Source organism: Nocardia neocaledoniensis (genome assembly GCF_003182135.1).
In the GTDB taxonomy this organism is placed as follows: Bacteria; Actinomycetota; Actinomycetes; order Mycobacteriales; family Mycobacteriaceae; genus Nocardia; species Nocardia neocaledoniensis.
In genome coordinates this window covers 249,261-266,947 of record NZ_QGTL01000006.1, presented here as the reverse complement: position 1 = coordinate 266,947, position 17,687 = coordinate 249,261, and the positions used below count along the sequence as shown (strand labels likewise).

22 protein-coding genes are annotated in these 17,687 nt (G+C 66.8%); 3 read left to right on the top strand and 19 right to left on the bottom strand.

Annotated elements, in window-relative coordinates; genetic code table 11:
* Window positions 1-191: 191 nt before the first annotated feature.
* The gene (locus DFR69_RS18780; protein WP_146229329.1) at window positions 192-1,586 is read left to right on the top strand and encodes a hypothetical protein; all 1,395 of its coding nucleotides are present in this window, start codon (window positions 192-194) and stop codon (window positions 1,584-1,586) included.
* Between the two features lie 151 nt (window positions 1,587-1,737).
* On the opposite strand, the gene DFR69_RS18775 is transcribed toward DFR69_RS18780, so the two are convergent.
* From DFR69_RS18775 to DFR69_RS34015, 15 genes are all read right to left on the bottom strand, one after another.
* Window positions 1,738-2,583: an SAM-dependent methyltransferase gene (locus DFR69_RS18775; RefSeq protein ID WP_110038881.1), complete on the bottom strand. Its 846-nt coding sequence runs from the start codon at window positions 2,581-2,583 to the stop codon at window positions 1,738-1,740.
* A complete protein-coding gene (locus tag DFR69_RS18770; protein WP_146229328.1) occupies window positions 2,583-3,377 on the bottom strand; it encodes a DUF8176 domain-containing protein in 795 nt (264 codons plus the stop codon). The genes DFR69_RS18775 and DFR69_RS18770 overlap by 1 nt, the downstream gene beginning before the upstream one ends.
* Complete coding sequence (locus DFR69_RS34535) at window positions 3,374-4,744, bottom strand: hypothetical protein (protein ID WP_110038879.1); 1,371 nt, start codon at window positions 4,742-4,744, stop codon at window positions 3,374-3,376. Before DFR69_RS34535 ends, DFR69_RS18770 begins: the two co-directional genes overlap by 4 nt.
* Entirely contained in the window at window positions 4,744-5,055 is a 312-nt protein-coding gene (locus tag DFR69_RS18760) for a type VII secretion target (protein ID WP_110038878.1), read from the bottom strand. Before DFR69_RS18760 ends, DFR69_RS34535 begins: the two co-directional genes overlap by 1 nt.
* A 51-nt stretch (window positions 5,056-5,106) precedes the next feature.
* Window positions 5,107-5,811 (bottom strand): hypothetical protein, encoded by a 705-nt coding sequence (locus DFR69_RS18755; RefSeq protein ID WP_110038877.1) that lies wholly within the window; start codon window positions 5,809-5,811, stop codon window positions 5,107-5,109.
* Window positions 5,811-6,095, bottom strand: a complete 285-nt coding sequence (locus DFR69_RS18750; RefSeq protein ID WP_067641699.1) for a hypothetical protein — start codon at window positions 6,093-6,095, stop codon at window positions 5,811-5,813. The genes DFR69_RS18755 and DFR69_RS18750 overlap by 1 nt, the downstream gene beginning before the upstream one ends.
* 37 nt (window positions 6,096-6,132) lie before the next feature.
* Window positions 6,133-7,863: a cutinase family protein gene (locus DFR69_RS18745; RefSeq protein ID WP_110038876.1), complete on the bottom strand. Its 1,731-nt coding sequence runs from the start codon at window positions 7,861-7,863 to the stop codon at window positions 6,133-6,135.
* Complete coding sequence (locus DFR69_RS18740; protein ID WP_110038875.1) at window positions 7,863-8,342, bottom strand: hypothetical protein; 480 nt, start codon at window positions 8,340-8,342, stop codon at window positions 7,863-7,865. The genes DFR69_RS18745 and DFR69_RS18740 overlap by 1 nt, the downstream gene beginning before the upstream one ends.
* 104 nt (window positions 8,343-8,446) lie before the next feature.
* The gene (locus DFR69_RS18735) at window positions 8,447-9,049 is read right to left on the bottom strand and encodes a DUF5753 domain-containing protein (RefSeq protein ID WP_110038874.1); all 603 of its coding nucleotides are present in this window, start codon (window positions 9,047-9,049) and stop codon (window positions 8,447-8,449) included.
* Window positions 9,050-9,106: 57 nt separating this feature from the next.
* Window positions 9,107-9,559, bottom strand: a complete 453-nt coding sequence (locus DFR69_RS18730; protein ID WP_146229327.1) for a hypothetical protein — start codon at window positions 9,557-9,559, stop codon at window positions 9,107-9,109.
* A 224-nt stretch (window positions 9,560-9,783) separates the two neighbouring features.
* Complete coding sequence (locus DFR69_RS18720) at window positions 9,784-10,227, bottom strand: hypothetical protein (RefSeq protein WP_110038871.1); 444 nt, start codon at window positions 10,225-10,227, stop codon at window positions 9,784-9,786.
* 608 nt (window positions 10,228-10,835) lie between these two features.
* Window positions 10,836-11,057, bottom strand: a complete 222-nt coding sequence (locus tag DFR69_RS18710; RefSeq protein WP_110038869.1) for a cold-shock protein — start codon at window positions 11,055-11,057, stop codon at window positions 10,836-10,838.
* Between the two features lie 82 nt (window positions 11,058-11,139).
* On the bottom strand, window positions 11,140-11,601 hold the full coding sequence (locus DFR69_RS34020; protein ID WP_146229326.1) for a hypothetical protein: 462 nt from the start codon (window positions 11,599-11,601) through the stop codon (window positions 11,140-11,142).
* Window positions 11,598-11,774 (bottom strand): hypothetical protein, encoded by a 177-nt coding sequence (locus DFR69_RS34530; protein WP_167456322.1) that lies wholly within the window; start codon window positions 11,772-11,774, stop codon window positions 11,598-11,600. The genes DFR69_RS34020 and DFR69_RS34530 overlap by 4 nt, the downstream gene beginning before the upstream one ends.
* A gap of 119 nt (window positions 11,775-11,893) precedes the next feature.
* A complete protein-coding gene (locus tag DFR69_RS34015) occupies window positions 11,894-12,325 on the bottom strand; it encodes a hypothetical protein (protein ID WP_146229325.1) in 432 nt (143 codons plus the stop codon).
* Between DFR69_RS34015 and DFR69_RS18700 the strand changes: the two genes are divergently transcribed.
* Together DFR69_RS18700 and DFR69_RS18695 are read left to right on the top strand one after the other, a co-directional pair.
* Entirely contained in the window at window positions 12,314-13,588 is a 1,275-nt protein-coding gene (locus DFR69_RS18700; RefSeq protein WP_110038867.1) for a helix-turn-helix domain-containing protein, read from the top strand. The genes DFR69_RS34015 and DFR69_RS18700 overlap by 12 nt on opposite strands.
* Before the next feature lie 8 nt (window positions 13,589-13,596).
* Window positions 13,597-14,067 carry an SAM-dependent methyltransferase gene (locus DFR69_RS18695; RefSeq protein WP_208644010.1) on the top strand — a complete coding sequence of 157 codons (471 nt, stop codon included), beginning with the start codon at window positions 13,597-13,599 and terminating at the stop codon, window positions 14,065-14,067.
* Between the two features lie 789 nt (window positions 14,068-14,856).
* On the opposite strand, the gene DFR69_RS18690 is transcribed toward DFR69_RS18695, so the two are convergent.
* Genes DFR69_RS18690 through DFR69_RS18675 form a run of 4 tightly spaced genes read right to left on the bottom strand, consistent with a single transcriptional unit; the run spans window position 14,857 to window position 17,350 of the window.
* On the bottom strand, window positions 14,857-15,306 hold the full coding sequence (locus tag DFR69_RS18690) for an ankyrin repeat domain-containing protein (RefSeq protein ID WP_167456321.1): 450 nt from the start codon (window positions 15,304-15,306) through the stop codon (window positions 14,857-14,859).
* An 11-nt stretch (window positions 15,307-15,317) separates the two neighbouring features.
* Window positions 15,318-16,733, bottom strand: coding sequence for an HNH/ENDO VII family nuclease (locus DFR69_RS18685; protein ID WP_110038864.1), 1,416 nt, complete (start codon window positions 16,731-16,733; stop codon window positions 15,318-15,320).
* Window positions 16,734-17,030, bottom strand: a complete 297-nt coding sequence (locus DFR69_RS18680) for a WXG100 family type VII secretion target (RefSeq protein WP_244198346.1) — start codon at window positions 17,028-17,030, stop codon at window positions 16,734-16,736. It lies immediately after the preceding gene.
* A complete protein-coding gene (locus DFR69_RS18675) occupies window positions 17,027-17,350 on the bottom strand; it encodes a WXG100 family type VII secretion target (RefSeq protein ID WP_244198345.1) in 324 nt (107 codons plus the stop codon). The genes DFR69_RS18680 and DFR69_RS18675 overlap by 4 nt, the downstream gene beginning before the upstream one ends.
* Window positions 17,351-17,687: the final 337 nt, after the last annotated feature.

Below are 17,687 nucleotides of genomic sequence, written 5' to 3'. Positions count from 1 at the left end.
CGCGGGAACCGGGGGACGGCGGTCGGTCACGGTGCCCGCTGATCGCAGTGCGTCACCAACACCGCCGGGGTTGTGCCGGGCCATTGAGGGGAACTCCAGCTACGAGCGTTGAGAGCCAAGGGCACAATCAGGGTCGTTCATCGATGCGCACTCGGGGAACCTGAGCCTGCGCCCGGACCAGGTGGGGGAATGTGAACGGAATCAGCGGTAGTGCGACGGTGCCGAGCCCAGGTGGTGTGGCTGATGCTCAGGCGCGGCAGGCACTGGCGCCTCGGGTGCGGTCGCATCTTGGTGAGTCGGCAGCGCGTGTGGCGACCTTCGCGGTCAACGCAAGCCTTATCTACGCGCTTTTAGCCTGCGTGGTCGCGCTCTGGCGGCTGACGAAGTCGCCGTGGGTCAAGCTCGACTTTCAGCTCATGATTGACCACAACGACGGTGCCGACCTGCTAGCCGTGTTCGCCACAGTAGTGATCGCATTGAACGTGGCCGCGTGGTGGCCCCGCTCGGTCAATACCCAACCTCGGCCTGCCGATGCCGTCCCGGACCGGGATGAGCACGATACGCAAGCGGCACTGTATGCGCGTTACCTCACCTTGTCGCAGGCGGCGCTGCTATGCGGGTTCGGCGCTATCGCCGTGGGTGAGGCGTCTTTCGTCCACGCCGTGGTGGTGAAAGGTGAACTCCTGACCGGTCTCGCCATACTTCTGGTCGCGATGGTCATCGCGGTATTCAGTCTCGACGCACAGGCCGGTCTCCTCGAGGGCAAGGACCTCGAGGACGAGGTTCGCCGAGATCGCCGCGCTGCCGACCTTGAGCGCCTACGCCGACTCGTAGGCCAGGCCCAAGGGAGCTCGCCCAGCCTCGACAACTCGCTCGCACGATGGTCGGACGCGAGGACAGCCGCGCGATGGTCCGGCAGCGCTGCAAGGCTGTGGTGGCTCTGCGAGGTTGTAGGTATCGCCGCTGTGATGCTTGTCGTTCCCACAATCGGGCTGATCTACGCCAGCCGCCGCGACGGATACTCTTGGAGTCAGATCGCCGGGACGGTGCCCCCGCTCGTGTTTCTGTTCGTCATCCTCGGCGCTTTGAGTGTCACCATGATGATCGCGACGACGGCCGCACTTGTCTACCGACATCACGTCATGGCGGCCGCGTACGCGTTGCACGTCATTGCCATTCCGACGCTATTTTCCGTACTCCTGGTCGGGCTACTCCTCGGAACGACCATATCGGTGAATCGCTGGATCGCTGTTGCGTGTGCGCTGTGGATGCTTTGGTCTCCAGTGTTGATCACGTGGCGAGCCTTGGCCAAGAGTCCACAGCAGATCGGCGTCTTCCCCGGAGGTGTGGTGCGCCGACTCGTTCGTACTGCGATCCTGTCCCGCATAAAGCAGCTGACGGCCCCATGCACGGCCGAGACACCAGCGACTCAAACGACCGGATGGAGGCTGGCGATACGGCCGTGGAGGTGGCGTTCCGCTTTCCTCCGCTGGTACGAGCATGCTTCCGGGGTGGACCGGGCATCTACCGAAAGTGGCGCTGTTTCTCCCGCCGCGGAGCAGCCAGCTTCGGCTCCGGCCGCATGATCGGCCGCTGGGCCGCCTGCGCGAGCGGACCTTCCGCCGCGACGGGATCCGATGTAGCGCACACCTCATCAACCGTTGATGTGGTGCTTGTGCGCAGCGGTCTGCAATCGTGCGTCGAGGCAGGGTTCGACCCGAGCCGGTCTGTCCGGTTTCATCGGCGATGTAGCTTGCCCACGGCGGCGTAGCTACACACCGTCGGCCGCGGCCACACCCCGAACCCGGCCAGGCACTCGTCGTCGTTGTTGTGGTCGGGCCGCCACAGGTCTGCGGTGACCAGGCCGGGATCGAGTAGCAGCAACGGTGCGAGCATCTGTTCGACCTCGTCGCGATCGCGTGGCCGATACCGGATGCCTGCCGAGGCCAGTGTTTCGACAGCGGTGTCGATGTCGCTGTCGTGCAGGTCGGCGGCGGTGTGGGTGAACACCAGCCAGGATTCGTCGGGTAGATGCTGGAGCAGTGAGGCCACCAGTGCAGGTGCGTCGGGGAGGAATTCGGCGGTCCCGGACAGGCATACCGCGATCGGTGTCGAGATATGGAGTGTCGTCGCGAGGTGTTCGGCGATGCTGGCAGGGTCTGTCAGGTCGGCGGTTGCGAACTCGGAGTTGGGGCCGGTCATCAGGGCGAGGGCGTGGGCGGCGACGTAGGGGTCGTGGTCGAGGTAGAGGGTGCGGGCGTTCGGGTTCTGGTTGATGGCGACGTCGTGGACCTGGGGTGTGTTCGGGTATCCGCAGCCGAGTTCGACGATCTGGGTTATCCCGTAGTTGCCGACGAGGTGCTCGACCGCGCGCAGCATGAAGGCGCGCGCCTGGGTGACCGCGACCCGGAAGGTGTTGTTGACGATGAGCTTGTCGGCGACGTGGCGGTCGATGAGGTAGGCGTCCTTGCCGCCGTGGATCGCATCGAAGACCCTGGCTGGGTTGGGTCTGTTCAAGTCGAGCAGGGCGTCGCGGTCGGTACGCGTGCCGGAGCGGGTCGAGGGTGGGCGGGTATCGGCCACTACGGTCCTTCGCTGATCGCGGTGATCTTGCTGGCGCCGTCGGGCTCGGTGACGGTATGGAAGAACAAGGTGGCCAACAGCTCTGGTGCGGCGTCGGGGTGTTGCTCACGGACGTGGACCTGCCAGCGTGCCGGTGCAGTCGGCACGATCGACACGCAGTATCTGGTCCCAGCCGGGACGGTGTCGATCCCGGCCTGGATCTCCTCGGCGGAGGGCACTTTCGCGTCGGTGGTGACGAATTCGCGGGCCGTGGTCGCGGATCTTTCGACGTAGTAGGCGTGTTGGAAGGCGAAGATCACCGAGACGGCGCTGGTCGTGTCACCGGGGTCGGTGCCCGAGGCCAGCGCAGGCGTGCGGGTGTTCGGGCAGTCCGCGATCGCATGCGCGGGTGCGCTCGGCGCCACGACCGAAGGTGTGGTCAAGGGCGCGGGCAGCGGTGTCGGCGGCGACTCGGTGGCTGGTGACTCGGTGTCGGGCAGTGTCAGAATGATCACGACCAAGCCCAGCAAGACGATGCCGATCGCGGTGGCGAGCCCAGCGATGACCCGGCCCGGGCCACGGTCAGTGCGCGCGGGCGCGAAGCTGCGGCCGACCTGCCGGAACCCCGGCGGCGCTGCCGGGGTGCCTTGGTCGGTGTTTCGGTGGTCGGTGGGCTCGCTCCAGTCCGACCAATCTCCGACCCACCCGTCGTCGGTGTCCCATCGGTCGTCGGGATGCTGGAGTTCGTCGTCGAGCTCGTCGTCGTTGTCGGCGCGCGGCGTGTAGCGGCGCAGGTCCAACGGGCTTTCGCTCATGACGGCACCGCCCCGATGACCGGGACGACGACACTTGCCGGGTCTGCGGCGATCGAGGCCGGGGCCGTGACTCCTGCTTGGGTTCGCGGCTTGTGCTCCTCGTCGGCCCCGGCTGCTGGCTGGGCTCCCGCGGGCGGGACCACTGCGGTCGTGGGCGCGCCCGCGGTGTTCGGCACGACTCCTGGTTGGCCGGTGCCGCCGGACCCGGTCGGTGCGGCTGGCTTCGGCTCGGCCGTTCCCGGGTCGGCGGAGGGCTCGGGTTTGGGGGCGGCAGTGGGGGAACCACCGGCATTGGTTCCGGTCCCAGTACCGGCTGCGGCGCCGCCTGAGGGTTTGTCGGAGCCGCCGAAGTTGATGACTGGTGTGGCTGGCGTGGTGGTGGGGTTCGTAGCGGTGGAACCGCTGTTGGTTGCCGCTGGTGTGGTGGTGGCGTTGTCGCCTGTGCCGGTGAGCCCTGCGGTGATGGTGTCGCCGGCTTCGGTGCCGAGGGTGTCGATGGCGTGGGTGACCACGCCTGCGCCTTCGGTGATTAGGGTGGTCAGGACTTCGGCGCCGGAGGTGATCAGCTGGGTGACCACGGTGGTGGCGGCCTCGATCGCCGCGGTCCCGAGGGCTTGTTGCATCGCGATGACTGGGTCGGTCGAGGTTGCCGTGGTATCGGGCACGGTGGCGGAAGCGTCCTCGCCTGCGGTGGTGTCGTCAGTGGGCAGCGAAGGGTCACCGGTCGAGGGGCCGCCTCCGGTGCCCAGGCTCGACTTCGGCGTCGTGTAGGACTTCTCGCCGAGTCTGTTGCTGTAGCTGTCGTAGTCGGCTTGGGCACCCGCCACAGTGGACAAGGCGTTGCCATACATCTCGCGGGCCAGATCGATCACCTGCGTGACGCCTCGGTCGTTGGGGGAGGCTTTCAGGATCTGGCGGGCCAGATCGATCACCTGCGTGACGCCTCGGTCGTTGGGGGAGGCTTTCAGGATCTGGCGGGCTTGGGTGGCGAAGTCGTCGAGTTCGGCATCGAGCGCGGCGGAGGCGGCGGTGTTGGTGCCGACCGCGGCGTCGATCAGCGTGGCGAAGTCACCGGAATCGGCACTGCTGTCGACGATCTGGGTGCGTGTGCTGCGGATCGCGGGGATCGCGGTGTCGGCCGCTGCCGAGGTCCAGGTCGACTCGAGGTCAGCGGCGCTGACCCGGTACGGGGCTTCGGTCGCGTCGAGTTGGGTGATCGCGTTGTTCAGCAGGGCGAGCGCATCGGTGGGTTCACCGGTGCCGTCGAACGCTGCCCGCAGTTCGGTGATCGGTTTCGACAGGTAGGTGATGATCGCGTCCGGATCCGGTGCCGCGGTGCTAGTGGCGGGTTTGGTGCGGGCGAGCATCACTGCCCCTCGGAGACGGTGGACAGGGCCGCGGCGAACTGCTGGTCGTGACCGACAAAGCTCGTTCGGCAGCTCTGGACGTGCCCGGCCTGGTCGGCGACCGCGTTCGCGCACCCCTCCAGGTGGGTGGCGTGCTCGGCCAGCGCAGCGATGAGCTGGGTGCGGAACTCGGCGCCGATCAACCCCAGGCCCGGCACCGCTGCCGCGGCGGCGGTCGTGGCGTGGGTGGCAGCGGCGAGGTCACCGACAACCTGGGTTCGTGTCACCGCCACGAACTCCTGCGCGGCGGTTGGGTCGAAATCGAGCGACATGATGCCCCCTTGAAATAGTGGTGTGGAGATGGACGGAGTCCGGTCGAGATGTCACAGTGACGGAGGCCGTGCACGCACAGCTACGCCTGCGGGTGGCGGCCATCGCCGAACCGGTTGGGTGCGTGGGTTCCTGCTCGGGTCCGTCGGTGCCAGCAGTGCGTCGATGTCGAAGACTTGCCACGACGCGAGGTTGAGGTGGCGGGCGCCGAGCGCGGCGGCGGCGATCGCTTCGACCAGTACGGGCCGATGGGCGCCGAGCCCGCTGCGCTGGCGCGGTCGCAGACCGTAGTGGGCCAGCAACGCGACGAGTTCTGTGCGCGCTCCGACTACGTCGCTGCTCAGGTCGAGCAGCGCTAGCGCCGTGGGACGGCTGGTGTGGCGGCGTTGCCAGCGGCGGTCCAACGCCGCGACTGCTCTGGTCGGCTCGTATCGGCGTAGCTGGGGCAGCGGGTCGAAGGCCGCCATCGCGCGAGCGCGTCGCCGCGCCTGGTTCAATCCGGTCACGAACTCGCGGTGGACGCGGTCGTGGAATCCGTGATGGATGAACACCTGCCAGGTCAACACGGCGGCGTGTATCCGGGCCTCGCGGGCGAGAGTGCTGTCGGTGGCCGGGAAGCTGAGGTCGGCCAGGGCAGTCGCGGTGGACGACAAGGCCAGTCCGGCGATGGTCGTGTGGGCGATCGTGTCGGGCAGGCACGGTTTCGACTGGCCGCGCAGGACAGAGACCTGCCGATTCGGGCGGGGATTGCGGGTCATCAGTTGCCGATCATGGCGTTCATGATGGTTCCGGCGCTGGTGGCGATGGCGCCGCCGATCATGGCTCCGGCGATCATCTTCGGCGATTCCAGGCCGCCGCCGGTCCATTTCTCCCACGCGAACTTCCCGCCCGCGTAGGTGATCGCCACGACCCCCGACAGCAGGACGAACCAGGTGAGGTACTGCACCAGCTGCAGGATCTTGTTCGACATCGGCGGCGCCTCGGGGGTGGGGTTGCTCAGCTGTGCGAGCAGGTCGTGACCGGCGGCGAGCACAACGTTCATCAGGTGGTCGGCCTTTCGGGAAGGGGATGCGACACGGTCAGCGGGTGGGGCCGCTGACGCCGGGCTGGCGTGGGATCGATGAGGTCGACGGCGCGGAGGTGTTGCGGTGGATGCCGGGTTGTTGCGGCGCTGCGACCGTGGCGGGCACGGAAGGATCTGGAGGGTCGGGGACAGCAGTCGGTGGGGAGGCAATGTGTTGGGGGGCTCCCACCACCTCACCCAGCGAGGGGCCTGGGGAGGTGGTGGGAGCGGGCAGGTCCACGTGACGGAACGTGGACGTAGTCGAGGAAAGCCCCACGGCCGGTGTCGTGGTCGGCGCTGTGGCGGTATTCGAGGTCGAGTGGCTCGCGTGCAGGGGTGTTCCGGCGGCGTCGTGGGCGGCGGCGGCCAACCACGCGCCGGCCCATGCGGCGGGGGAAGGACCGTCGCCGATCGGCCGTGAGTAGGCGTCATGACGCATGCCCGTTTGCCAGAGCCGCACCCAGGTCGTCAGGTCGAGCAGGGCGTGGTTGTCGGCGACCTCACGGCGCACCACGTCGAAGGCCGCCGCGACGAGTCGATCCGAGGTGGTTGGAGGGATCAGCTCGGTGATCGCGGTGGTGAACTTCTCACCCAGCATCGCCACTGCGGCCGCGGGGTGAGACAACCCGACCGTGCCCAGCTGGGCGAGGGTAGCCGGATTCAGGACCGAGGCCAGCAGCACGTGGACCGCGTTCAGCCCGATCACGCCTACCCGCATCACCGCCGCCATCGCCGCGTTCACCTCGAGCGGGGTGCGGGGATCGGAGGCCTCGGCCAGCCGCTGGGAGATCGACTTGGACGGCGACACTTCCCATTCGGTCAACGAGGCCCCGGAAACGTCGTCCTCGACGGCGGTCGAGACGGCCTTCAGTGAGGTGTAGGCCAGGGCTTGCCCGATCGAGACCAGCGAGGCGATCGGATCACCGGCCGACAGCAGCGACTGCGAAGCCACCCCGGCGGCCGCCCGCAAGATCGCCGACCCGGTCGGTGTGTCGCAGGCCAGATCGCCTGCGACACACAGATTCGCCACCCGGCCGGTCAGGGCGCCGTAGTCTGCGGCGATGTCGCGTTGCGGGCCGATGCCGCCACCGGAGGCCGCCGCCGGAATCGGCGCGGCGGGCAACATGGACAGATGTCGGCCGCTGGTGCCCGGTGCCGGGGCCGGGGCCGGGGCGAGGGCATCGGTTCCCGGGAAGACTGGGGCGCCGGGGCTGCGGGTCGGGTCGGCCATCAACACCACGGCCGCGACCGTCTCAGCGGCCACGACCCCCTGTCCGGCCCCGATCTGCTGGGCAACCAGGGAAACGACGTGCGCGCCTTGGGAATAGCCCAGCAGCGCGACACGGGTGTGCGGGCACGCCGAATGTAGTTGTCGCATCATCGATTCCGTGCGTGCGACGCCGGTAGCGACCGATTCCGCATACGGCACGGTTGAGTCGCCGACCGCGCCGCCGAACCCGGCCGGATACGGCACATACGCGCGGTCGACCAAACCGGGATCGCTGGCAGCGGCCATCATCGGACGCACCGCCAGCGACAGCATCCCGGTGTCGGTGCTCGGCGCGGCATCCGGTGACGATTCACCGGTACCCTGCACGGCGAAGACATACAGCGCAGGGCACGCGCCCAGCGCGAGGACGGTTGAGGGCGCCGCGGCCGGGGGCGAGGACGGTGCCCCAGCCGCTGGCGTGGCTGCCGTGACCATTACGGCCACGCCGAGGACGGCGGTGACCAGGCGGGCGGGCATCAGGGATGCTCCGGCGTGTGTGCCGTCGCGCCGAGACCGGCCCACCAGATGCTCAACGGGACGCGCCGTCGACCGGTGGCGAGGTCGGTGAGGAGTCCGTCGAGCGCCACGGCGAGCTCGAACAACGGACCCCACACCATGATCAGACTGGTCGCTGTATGGGAGTCATCGAGCCGCGCGGCGTATCCGGCCATCCGTGCGAGACTCATCGCGACGGTCTCGGTGTGTGGGGGAGTCGCGATCGACGGAACAGGCAACGCTTCGGCGACAGCGGTATCGATTCGGCGCATCTGCTCGGCCCGTGCCGCGCTAAGCCGTTCACCAGCCAGCCCCTCGGCGCGGGCGATCTCCACCAGCTCGACAGCGCCGGCCAGGATCGGGTCGGCCAAGTCCTCACCCTCGCTCCAGCCCAGGACCGCACCGAGAATTGTCATGCCGGTCGGCAACGGCGAATCCTGTTCGAATGCAGTGGAAGTCATGACGGCGGCTCCTGAAATGGCATCGATCGGTCGAGAGAGGCTGCGGGCACAGCGCTGTCGGTGTCCGGTCGGCCGGGGCCTGGCCGACCGGACACACGGTGGGGTCAGTGGCCGGTGTGCAGGGCCAGCACACGGGTGAGCAAGACCGTGGCGTCCTGGCCGTAGACGGCTTGGCCGTGCAGGCGGTCGAACAGGCGCGCGGCCAAGGCGACGTCTCGCGGGGAGGTGGTGACCACCTCCCCGGTCGCGGTTTCGGACTCCACGCGGGCGGTGTCGTGCAGGACGAACTCCGGTGCCGGACCCACGAAACGCGCGTTCAGCGGCACGATCCCGATCCGCACGTGCGGGCGCGCATCGAGCTGGTCACGCAACGCGAGGATCTGCTCGGCCATGATCTCGCTGCTGCCGACGACGTGATGCAGCGCCGATTCCCCGATCAGGAAATGGAAGTCACGCTCATCTCGGTCCAGGATCTGCTGGCGCTTCATCCGTGCGGCGACCGTCTCGTCGAGGTCGTCGGGAATCTCGAGCACCCCGAAGCACTCGGACAGGATCGCCCGCGCGTAGTCCTCGGTCTGGACGAGCCCGATCACGATGTCGGGGTTCCAGGCTCGCTGCTGGGTGACGCGTTCCTCGATCGCGATCAGGCTGCGCTGCAACGGCGCCAGCCCGTCGATGGTGTGGTCGAAAATGCTGGTGTAGGACATGATGTTCTTCCTTGCTATTCGGTGTGGCGCGACCGGTCAGCCGCGGTGTTGCTGTGGTCAGGCGGCGTCGAGTACGCCGCGGGCGGCATCGCGGGTGATCGTGTAGACGAGCTCGAAGTCGGCCAGGGCGCCGGGGCGCGGCGGGCTCAGCCATACCCGTGTCGGGTCACCCGGGGTCGGCAGCGGGATCGGGGAACCCGGCGCGGTGCGGATGGCTTGCACCTTCGAGCCGCGCGGGAAGATGTTGATCAGGCGCGGGTCCTCGGCTCGGATCGCGGTCGTCAAGAACATGCGCTGCCCTGTCGCGGTGTTGTGCACGATCGGTGTCTGAATTCGGCTGTGGCGCAACTGGTCTGCGACTCTGTCGGCGAGCCGGTTGCAGACCTGGATGCCGTGGATCTGGTCGGCGGGCAGCACGATGTTGTCGTGGCTGTCGAGCACGACCCGCCAGCCCAATTGCCGGTAGGCGGCGCAGCGGTGCGCGGGCGTCTCGGTCACGGATGTAGCCACAGGACCTCACAAGGCATTCGATGTTTCGGTAGATATCCATCGCTGACCTCGAGGGCAGTGATGGAGGGACGAGGATGGATCCGGCACTCGCGCAGAAAGTTCCGCACGGCCGAGACGCACCCGCTGAAGTCGGCTATCAGCCCGCCACTGATCACTCGCAGGTGAGTGTCGGGCTCATCGGGGCGGGGTGATCCAGACCGCGGCATGACGGGCTCCGGCGCCGCTTATCGGCAGGCCAAGATCGTGGAGACCACGACCTCAGCGCTCGGCCGATAGGGATCCAAGGGTTCGTGCGGTAGCCAACGTCGCGCCGGGTCACGGGGCGAGGGCAGCAACACCTCGTCGCCGTCGCCAGCGAGCACCGCCCCGGTACTGGACAGAGCCGCGAAGCTGGCACCGCTGCGTAGGTGAGCGGGTACGGGACCGGTGAGGATGGTCAGCCGCGGCTGGGTGGTGTCACTGCGTACGATCACCGGGCCGGGCCACGGCAAAGCCGCTACTACTCGCTGGCCGAACGCGGATTCCAACTCGATGGCGCCGACGGTCCCGACCCGCAACACGATCTGGCTCGTGGATTCCCGAACGAACACATCGAACCCGCAGGAGTTGCGGTAAATGCTGGCACGATGAACCACTTTGTCCACCGCCAGGAAACGCGTGCTGGTCATCGCGCGCCGCCCTGCTGCAGGGAACGACGGACGGCGTCGAGGACCCTGGTGGTTGTCGGTCGTTGAGGGCTGGTCGGGGGTGACTCCCATGCACGACATGAGCCCGTGTTGGTCGCGGTGGGCGTCGGGAGACCGATCCGGGCACCGGAAGCCAGCACCACGACGCCGTTGACCCACAACCGCGTGGCGTCAGGGAGTGCCTCGATCCTGCGGTCAGAATCGGTGAGGAACGTCCATGTCCCGGACTTGGGATGCGACACGATCGGGCCACAACCTACCTCGACACGCCCGAGTTCACTTCGAACCCGTCGGCCGAGAGCGCTGGGAACCATGACCGCCTGAACCCGCCCAGCCACGACAACGATCTGGCCGGAGACTGGATCAGGCACGGCCGGCAACTGGCATACCTGCTCGTAGTAGGCGCATCGCGCAGCCACGGTGACGCCTTCCAGCTGCAGGGCGTGCGCGCAGGGACCTGCGGTCGAACGCTGGGCGGGATCATCTGGGTGACATAGGGTTGTAGAGCTCGTGAGGTAGGCCGTCATCGGGGTCCTCCACGGTCGTGGCGGGTGGGTATTTCGGATCAGGTGCGAGGCAGCCCCGCACGTCTATTTCTGGCGGTGGGAGTCGACCCGTCGTACTTGGACAGCCTGCGGTCCACGGTCGCTGTCGGTGATCTCGAACTGGACATGATCGTTCTCGGAGAGCGCGCGAAAGCCCTGTCCGATGATCCCGGAGTAGTGGACGAACACATCGGGGCCGGCATCGCGCGCGATGAACCCGAAACCCTTCTCGGCGCTGAACCACTTGACAGTCCCGGTGATTGACATGTGTAACTTCTTTCGTTGAGTGACGCCCGCGCGCGGGGCCGGGCTTGTTGGGTGGGTACACCCCCCGGGGGGGAAGGACCAATCACCGTGCGGCTAGGGCTGCCAGGATCGACACCGGGGACGGTCGGTACCTATCGGTCGGGGCAGCCGCGTGCCAACGCCGAGCGGGATCATCGGGTGAGGGCAGCAAGATCTCGGCACCTTCGGCGACCATCGTGGCCCCGCACCGATCCAGGACCGTGGTGGTCGGCACACTGTGACGCACATGCGTCGGGATCGGTGCGGTGAGGAACGTCCAGGTCGTGCGGTGACCGGCAGCGAGGTTGATGATCGTTGGAACAGAGAGCTTCAGCCGTCTAGTCAGCTTCGGGGCAAGCGGAACCGGTACGACGATCGCGCCGATGCTTCCGGCCGCGACGAAGATTAATCCGCTCCCTGCGCGCAGGAATGCAGGGAGCCCGCAGACGGTGTTGTAGTAGTTCACCTGCGCCACCGCAGCGGCGGGAAGCGCGGCGCGTGGCTTCAACGTCGGGAATCGGGTCACAGCGGACCGCCCTTCGAAAGGATCTCGATGACAGCGGCGATGACCATCGAAGTGGTCGGGCGCAGTTTGAAGCGCGGGGCGACGATCCACTCCCGACGCGTCGCCGCGGGCTTGAGTGGGCTCGGCAGCCCGATGACCGCGTTGGAGGTCTGGACGAACACCCGGTTACGCACCGAGGCGGGAAGGCCAGCTTGGCGGTATTCGGCCGCACAGACTCTCGCTGATCGTGGTGGTGCGCCGAGAGTCCCGTTACTGCCGAGTGTCGATGCGGGTAGGGGCGCAAGGGCTTGGCTCATGGGTCCGGTTCTCCTAACAGTGCGATTCCGGTACCGGCGATGTCGAGGTGCGCGGGGCTGACCTTGAGCGGGTTGGCCGGCTTGCCTCTGTTCTGTCCAGACAACCAGCGGTGTGCGTCCACGCCTATGGGTTCGGCGTCCACACCGCGTCCACATCCGCGATCGCACAGCGCGATTTCTGGCCGGTGTACAAGGAGATGGGTGTGTGCCAGATAGCCGATGTGGACGTTGGCGTGGCGCAGGCCTCGGTACGGGTGGAGGAGTTGATCGCAAAGGATGCGTGGCCTGATCGGCGGGCCTTGTGCCGGGCTGAAATGCACTCGGGCGTGCAAATGCACTTGCAGGTCGCCAAGCTGGGAACGGACGAGAGTCCCGGGCTTCCACAAAGTGTCCACAGGCTGGAATGATTCGCCGGTATGGACGGTCACGCCGTTATTGTTGGTGCACAACTCCGAGCCGCTCGGGAAGCGGCAGGTGTCTCCTTGTCGGTGGTGGCTGGGGAACTACACCGGGGAAAGTCCGCGGTGGCCTACTACGAGACCGGTAAGCGCGCTGCGCCACCGGATGTCATAGCGTGGTACGAGAAGCGGTTCGGCGGGCTAGCAGATCCTGTGGCTTCCCTCGCCGACCTCGGAAAGGCTGACGTGGAACGACGTGCATTCCTGCGTAGTGGCTATTCCACCGCGTTGAGTGCTTCGATAGTTTTGCCTGGGTCGCTGGAGCGGTCGGGCCCGGTGCCCAGGTCAGTGCGGTCGCTTCGCCGGGTAGGTGCTTCCGATGTCGAAGAGGTCCGCCAGATCATGGTGTTCTTCTCCCAGATCGATCAGCGCCGGGGCGGAGGACACGGGCGCAGCGCGGTCGTCCAGTACCTGAGTGAGGAGGTTGTGGCCTACTTGCACGGGTCCTACCCCGATGATCGTGTGCGTCGCGACATGTTCTCCGCCGCGGCAGAGATGGCGTACCTAGCCGGCTGGATGGCGTTCGACAACGACGAGCACTACACCGCACAACGCTACTTCGGCACCGCCACCAAACTTGCCGCAGAGGCAGATGACGAACCGCTGGCGGGACATATCCTGCGCGCGATGGCACATCAAGCGATAGACCTCGGCCACCACAGCGATGGGCTCGCTCTCGCAGAAGCCTCGGTGAGTGGTGGTCGCTACCGCACCGCGACACCGAAGGAGCGGTCACTGCTGATGGTCGTATACGCCAAAGCGCTCAGCGCGGCCAACAACAGCCGCGCGGCGGCGACCGCGCTACGGGCCGCCGAAGAAGACCTCACCGCGGCCTCGGACACTGTCACAGAGCCAGCTCGCGTCTACTTCTTCTCCGAGGCCAGCCTGGCCCACGAGACCGGCTGCGCGCTGCGCGACTCCGGCGACCTACGCGGCGCCGCAGCACAGTTCGAGGTGAGTGTCCGCAAGCGCAAGGCATCGGCCTTCGCACGCACGCACGCGGTTACTCTCGGCTACCTCGGATCAATCCAGGCCCGCCAGGGCGATCTGGAACAGGCCTGCGCGACGTGGTCGTCGGCGCTATCAGCGATGGGTACGGTCCAATCCGGACGTACCCGCCGCGTCGCCCGCGACATCCGCGCCACAGTCGCGCCACACCTCGGCCCGGCCGTTGCGGGCGTGTCGGAGGTCCATCAACAAGCCACTGAGTATCTTGCAGCACAACAAATCTAGGGGAAGTCGTGAGTGCCGAAACATTCGAAGTCGTGCCGATCGCCCATGTCGTCGGAGGGCGCGCCGAACCGACCGACGACCACTGGGCCGGGACAGAGGCGATCATCCGAATCGATGACCCACGGTTCACCGAGGACTCCGTGAAAGGCCTCGAACAGTTCAGTCACCTTGAGATCGTGTTTCGATTCCACCTGACCGACCAGAACGACCTGCACTTTGGTGCACGCAGCGCCCGCGACAACCCAAACTGGCCCCAGGTCGGCATCTTCGGCCACCGAAACATGCGCCGCGTAAACTGGTTGGGAGTTTCCCGCACCCGGCTGCTGCGGGTCGATGGCTTGGACCTGCACGTGAAGGAGCTCGATGCCGTCGACGGCACACCAGTGCTCGATATCAAGCCATGGTTCGCCGAATTCGGACCCCGAGGCCAGATCGAGCAGGCGCCATGGTCCATCGAAATGCTTCGCGACTATTACTGACCACGGGGGTAATAGGAACATCGCCGGGATTTGGAAGTGAGTCTCGGGACAATCGCGGCCCGCCCGAACCTTGCCGCGGGCCTAACGTGGCGCCACGACATTCCGGTTATGAACTGCAGCATCGGCGGGACAGAACATCCTGTTCCACAGCCTATCTCGCCGTAGCTCTGTCAAGCTGCCAGGAATCTGGCCCGAAGCCGGGCGCCGCGGGTGGCTTGCAGGCGGTGACCTCTTCCGAGCTGCCGCGATCCTGTCTCTCGGCTGCTGGCCGACATCGAAGAACCCGGCAGGATGGCTTTGGCGCTGTCCGGGTCGGCAGTTGGGAGGCGGAGCTGCGTGGGAGCCGCGGCTAATGGAAACTGAGGGACTACCATTCCTCGCCATTGAGACGCGCGAAGTACGCGTCGTCCGCTGCTTGGATCTCCGCTTCGGTCAAGCGGGCACGTTCAGTTCTCGATGTCTGCGAGGGCTCTCCGTTCAGTCCCTCGATACCCAGTCGTAGCTGAGGGTCGGCGGTTTGGAGGAGCTTCGCGGTCTGGGTTTGGATATCTGAGCGTGCACGGCGGTGGATTTCTACGAGTGCGTGGCTTAGCTGCGAGGGGCTCCAGGACATTGCGCTGGGTGCGATCTGCAGTGAGGTGATGTCGCCGTTGGCGTCGACTTCGATGGCTACTCCTCTCGCGGTGCCACGGCCCCGTAGTCGCGACAGGACGGTGGAGAATTCGTTGGCGCTGCGCCGGAGGACGCGGAGGTGCTCTTCGAGTTCCCTGTCCCAGTCTTCGGCGGAGCTCACGGTTGCCCGTCGCCTTCGTCCTCGACGAACAGGGAACGGATCTCGGGCTTATTCGAGATCATCTGGATCAGCCACAGCGGGGACTGCCCGCGGTGATTCTCGATGTCGGCGTCAGCACCCCGGTCCCGGAGCAGTCGGACGACTTCGGGTGTGCTCCAGGGGCTGCGGAACGCGTAGAACAGTGGGGTGTCGCCTTTGTCGTCTTGGGCGTTCGGGTCAGCGCCTGCATTCAATAGTGTTGCCACGGTGTCGATCCCGCCGTATTGGGCGGCGAAGTGCAGGGGAGCGAGCCCGGCTTCGTCGCGGTCGTTGGGGTCATAGCCCTCGGCGAGCAGCTGCTGGATGTCCGCGGCGCGGGCACCGTTGGTGTCGGCGGCGGCGTAGTGCAGTTCGGTGCGTCCCGCGCGGTCGCGTTGGATTTCTGGCTTCTTCGGTTTTTTCCACACAGTCGACCCCTTTATCTCGGCGCTTCGTAGATGTGTCGGGAATTTCCGGGCGCGTCTTCGATTCGATAGAAGCTCGGATTGTTGACGTAGTCCCGGAATTCGGCCCACGTCATGTTCTGTCGCAACGCTTCTTCGCGCAGTCGCCAGAACTCGTGACCTGCTTCGTGTCCCATGACCGGTGTCGAGTTGACAGGGTACTTCATGCCGTTGGCGCCGAGATAGTACTCATTGCGTGCGTCCATCGGGAGTTGCCGGATCGCTGGGTCGGCGTACTTGCCGCTCACGGGAATGAGCACAGTGGGGTCGGTGGCGCTGAGGTAGAACTCTTGACCGTTGACGGTCACTTTCGGCGCCGCCTCCTGCACCGGTCTGGTCGTAGTCACCCGCAGATACGGCCGGGTCCGCGACAACAGCCGCAGGTCGTCTAATGTCAGGGGGTTTATCGCGCCGGTCGCCTCGGCGGTGGCCAGCCCGGCTTGGGCGGCCAGCAGCGGAGACAGTTCGGCGACCGAACGGGCGAACGCGCCCGAGGCCGCGACGACCGGCAACCCGGTCATCTGCGCGGTGGTCGCGAGGTTGCGGCACAGGGTGGCGATTCTGCTGCCAACAACCGCGGCTCGTGCGGCCAAGGCCGCGGTTCCGCCTGCGGCGGTGAGGCCGAAGCTGTAGCTGGCCAGACCCCAGGACACGACTTCGCCGATGACGAAGACCGCGGCGAACTCGCCGAGGAGGGTCAGGATCTCCTTGCGGGTGTTCTCGATCGCGAGGGCGTAGTCGGCGCAGGATTTCGCGAGGATCTTGAACTGGGCGGTGAGGGTTTTGCCCTGGTTCTCGAGGATGGTGATCTGGTCGAGGATCTGCTGGACTTCGGGGGTTTGCTGACCGCTGATCGCGTCTCGGGCGGCTTGGAAGCTGTGGTAGGGCAGCAGTTCGTCGCCGTAGAAGCTCCATTGGGTGGCGACGTTGCGCAGATTCTCCGGGTTGCCGCTGGGCCACACCTCGCCCTGGGTGTACTCGGCGATCTTGTCCCACCACGACGGCGCTTCTGAGCTGCCACCGAACAGGGCGGGCAAGGTGATCGGTTGCATCCATGCCAGTGATCCGGCGCCGAAGGCCAGGTCGGTGTCGGCGCCGCCGATGACCGAGAGTTGGTTGGCGTTGGCGTGGTTGGTCGCGGTGGCCTCGAGCAGGTCGTGCATCTGGGCGAGCCCGCTCACCCAGGCCGCGGCCGCGGTCATCGCGTCTTTTGCGGCGGGGTCGAAGCTGGCCGACCAGTCCCGGCCGGGCTTGTCGCTGCCTGCGCAGCCACCGTATTGCTGCAGGTTGGCGGCCATGGCGCGGATCTTGGCCGACGCCAGGCCGTGGGCGTTTTTGAAGACGGTTGCCGCGGTGCGGATTTCGGTGGGAGTGACGATCACCGGCGCCATCTACGGCCACATCCGGGTGTTGTGGGTGATGGCTCGGGTGTAGTTGGTGTGCGCGATGCGGGCGACCTCACGCAGTTCGTCGAGGTTTTCCTGCATCTCGTCCACGCCGGCGACCCATTTGTCGTGGGCGGCGCGCTGGGCGGTCGCGGCCTCGCTCGCCCAGCTCAAATGCAGCGCGGCGATGCGGTGTTCGACATCGGTCAACCAGCCCGCGACCTCGGCCCCGAACGCTTCCATGGTCGTGATCGCGGCGTCGAGTTGTTCGAGGTCGACTCGGAACCGGTCATCGCCGGTCACGGCAGCTGTCCGTGGAGGCGGTCGGTGGCCGCGGCGTTGGCCTGGTCTTGGGTTTCGTAGGCGTTGGCGGCCTCGAGGAGCTTGTCGGCGGACTCGGTCAACGCCGCGGCGACGGTTTCGGCGCCGGCTTTCCATTCCAGCCAGCTCTCGTCGTAGGCGGAGGCGGCCTTGCCCTGCCAGCCATCGGCGAGGAGTTCCTTGCCGATGGTGTCGTCGAGCTTGTTCACCCGGTCCCGGATCGCAGTTGCTTGGCCGGCGACGAACGCCGCGGTGCTGCGCAGCTCACCGACGTCGACATGCAGCTCACCCTTACCCGACACCAAAGATTCCCCCTCGTGCTCCAGCCGCCGCCGAACCATCCTCTTGCCCAGTTGGACGCGCCCGGTCCGGTTTCGGTTCCACAGAGTATCGGACCAGCGACGCTCGGCGAGGTCAGCGCTGTGCGCGCTCGACCGGATTGTCCTTGTTTTCGGATCGGGGTCGCAGGGCGTGGCCCAGCCAGTCCCCGGCATACGTGGGGAACCCAGTGGGAGAGCAGGCCCGGGCGTTCTTCAGTGAGGTACCCGCGGCGATGTGACCGCCCTCCAATTCGCACCAGCCAGGTGGGCGTGGCGATCAGGTCTCGCACCTGGCGGCGGTGCCCGTCCTCATCCTGCC

Bases quoted from the DNA above. Each gene is read 5' to 3' on its own strand.
- DFR69_RS18720 (WP_110038871.1), bottom strand. From the start codon at position 10,227: ATGACCAGCACGCGTTTCCTGGCGGTGGACAAAGTGGTTCATCGTGCC.
- DFR69_RS34535 (WP_110038879.1), bottom strand. From the start codon at position 4,744: ATGCTCGCCCGCACCAAACCCGCCACTAGCACCGCGGCACCGGATCCG.
- DFR69_RS18735 (WP_110038874.1), bottom strand. From the start codon at position 9,049: ATGTCCTACACCAGCATTTTCGACCACACCATCGACGGGCTGGCGCCG.
- DFR69_RS18760 (WP_110038878.1), bottom strand. From the start codon at position 5,055: ATGTCGCTCGATTTCGACCCAACCGCCGCGCAGGAGTTCGTGGCGGTG.
- DFR69_RS18750 (WP_067641699.1), bottom strand. From the start codon at position 6,095: ATGAACGTTGTGCTCGCCGCCGGTCACGACCTGCTCGCACAGCTGAGC.
- DFR69_RS18710 (WP_110038869.1), bottom strand. From the start codon at position 11,057: ATGTCAATCACCGGGACTGTCAAGTGGTTCAGCGCCGAGAAGGGTTTC.
- DFR69_RS18685 (WP_110038864.1), bottom strand. From the start codon at position 16,733: ATGGCGCCGGTGATCGTCACTCCCACCGAAATCCGCACCGCGGCAACC.
- DFR69_RS18755 (WP_110038877.1), bottom strand. From the start codon at position 5,811: ATGACCCGCAATCCCCGCCCGAATCGGCAGGTCTCTGTCCTGCGCGGC.
- DFR69_RS18770 (WP_146229328.1), bottom strand. From the start codon at position 3,377: ATGAGCGAAAGCCCGTTGGACCTGCGCCGCTACACGCCGCGCGCCGAC.
- DFR69_RS18700 (WP_110038867.1), top strand. From the start codon at position 12,314: ATGGACGGTCACGCCGTTATTGTTGGTGCACAACTCCGAGCCGCTCGG.
- DFR69_RS18740 (WP_110038875.1), bottom strand. From the start codon at position 8,342: ATGACTTCCACTGCATTCGAACAGGATTCGCCGTTGCCGACCGGCATG.
- DFR69_RS18745 (WP_110038876.1), bottom strand. From the start codon at position 7,863: ATGCCCGCCCGCCTGGTCACCGCCGTCCTCGGCGTGGCCGTAATGGTC.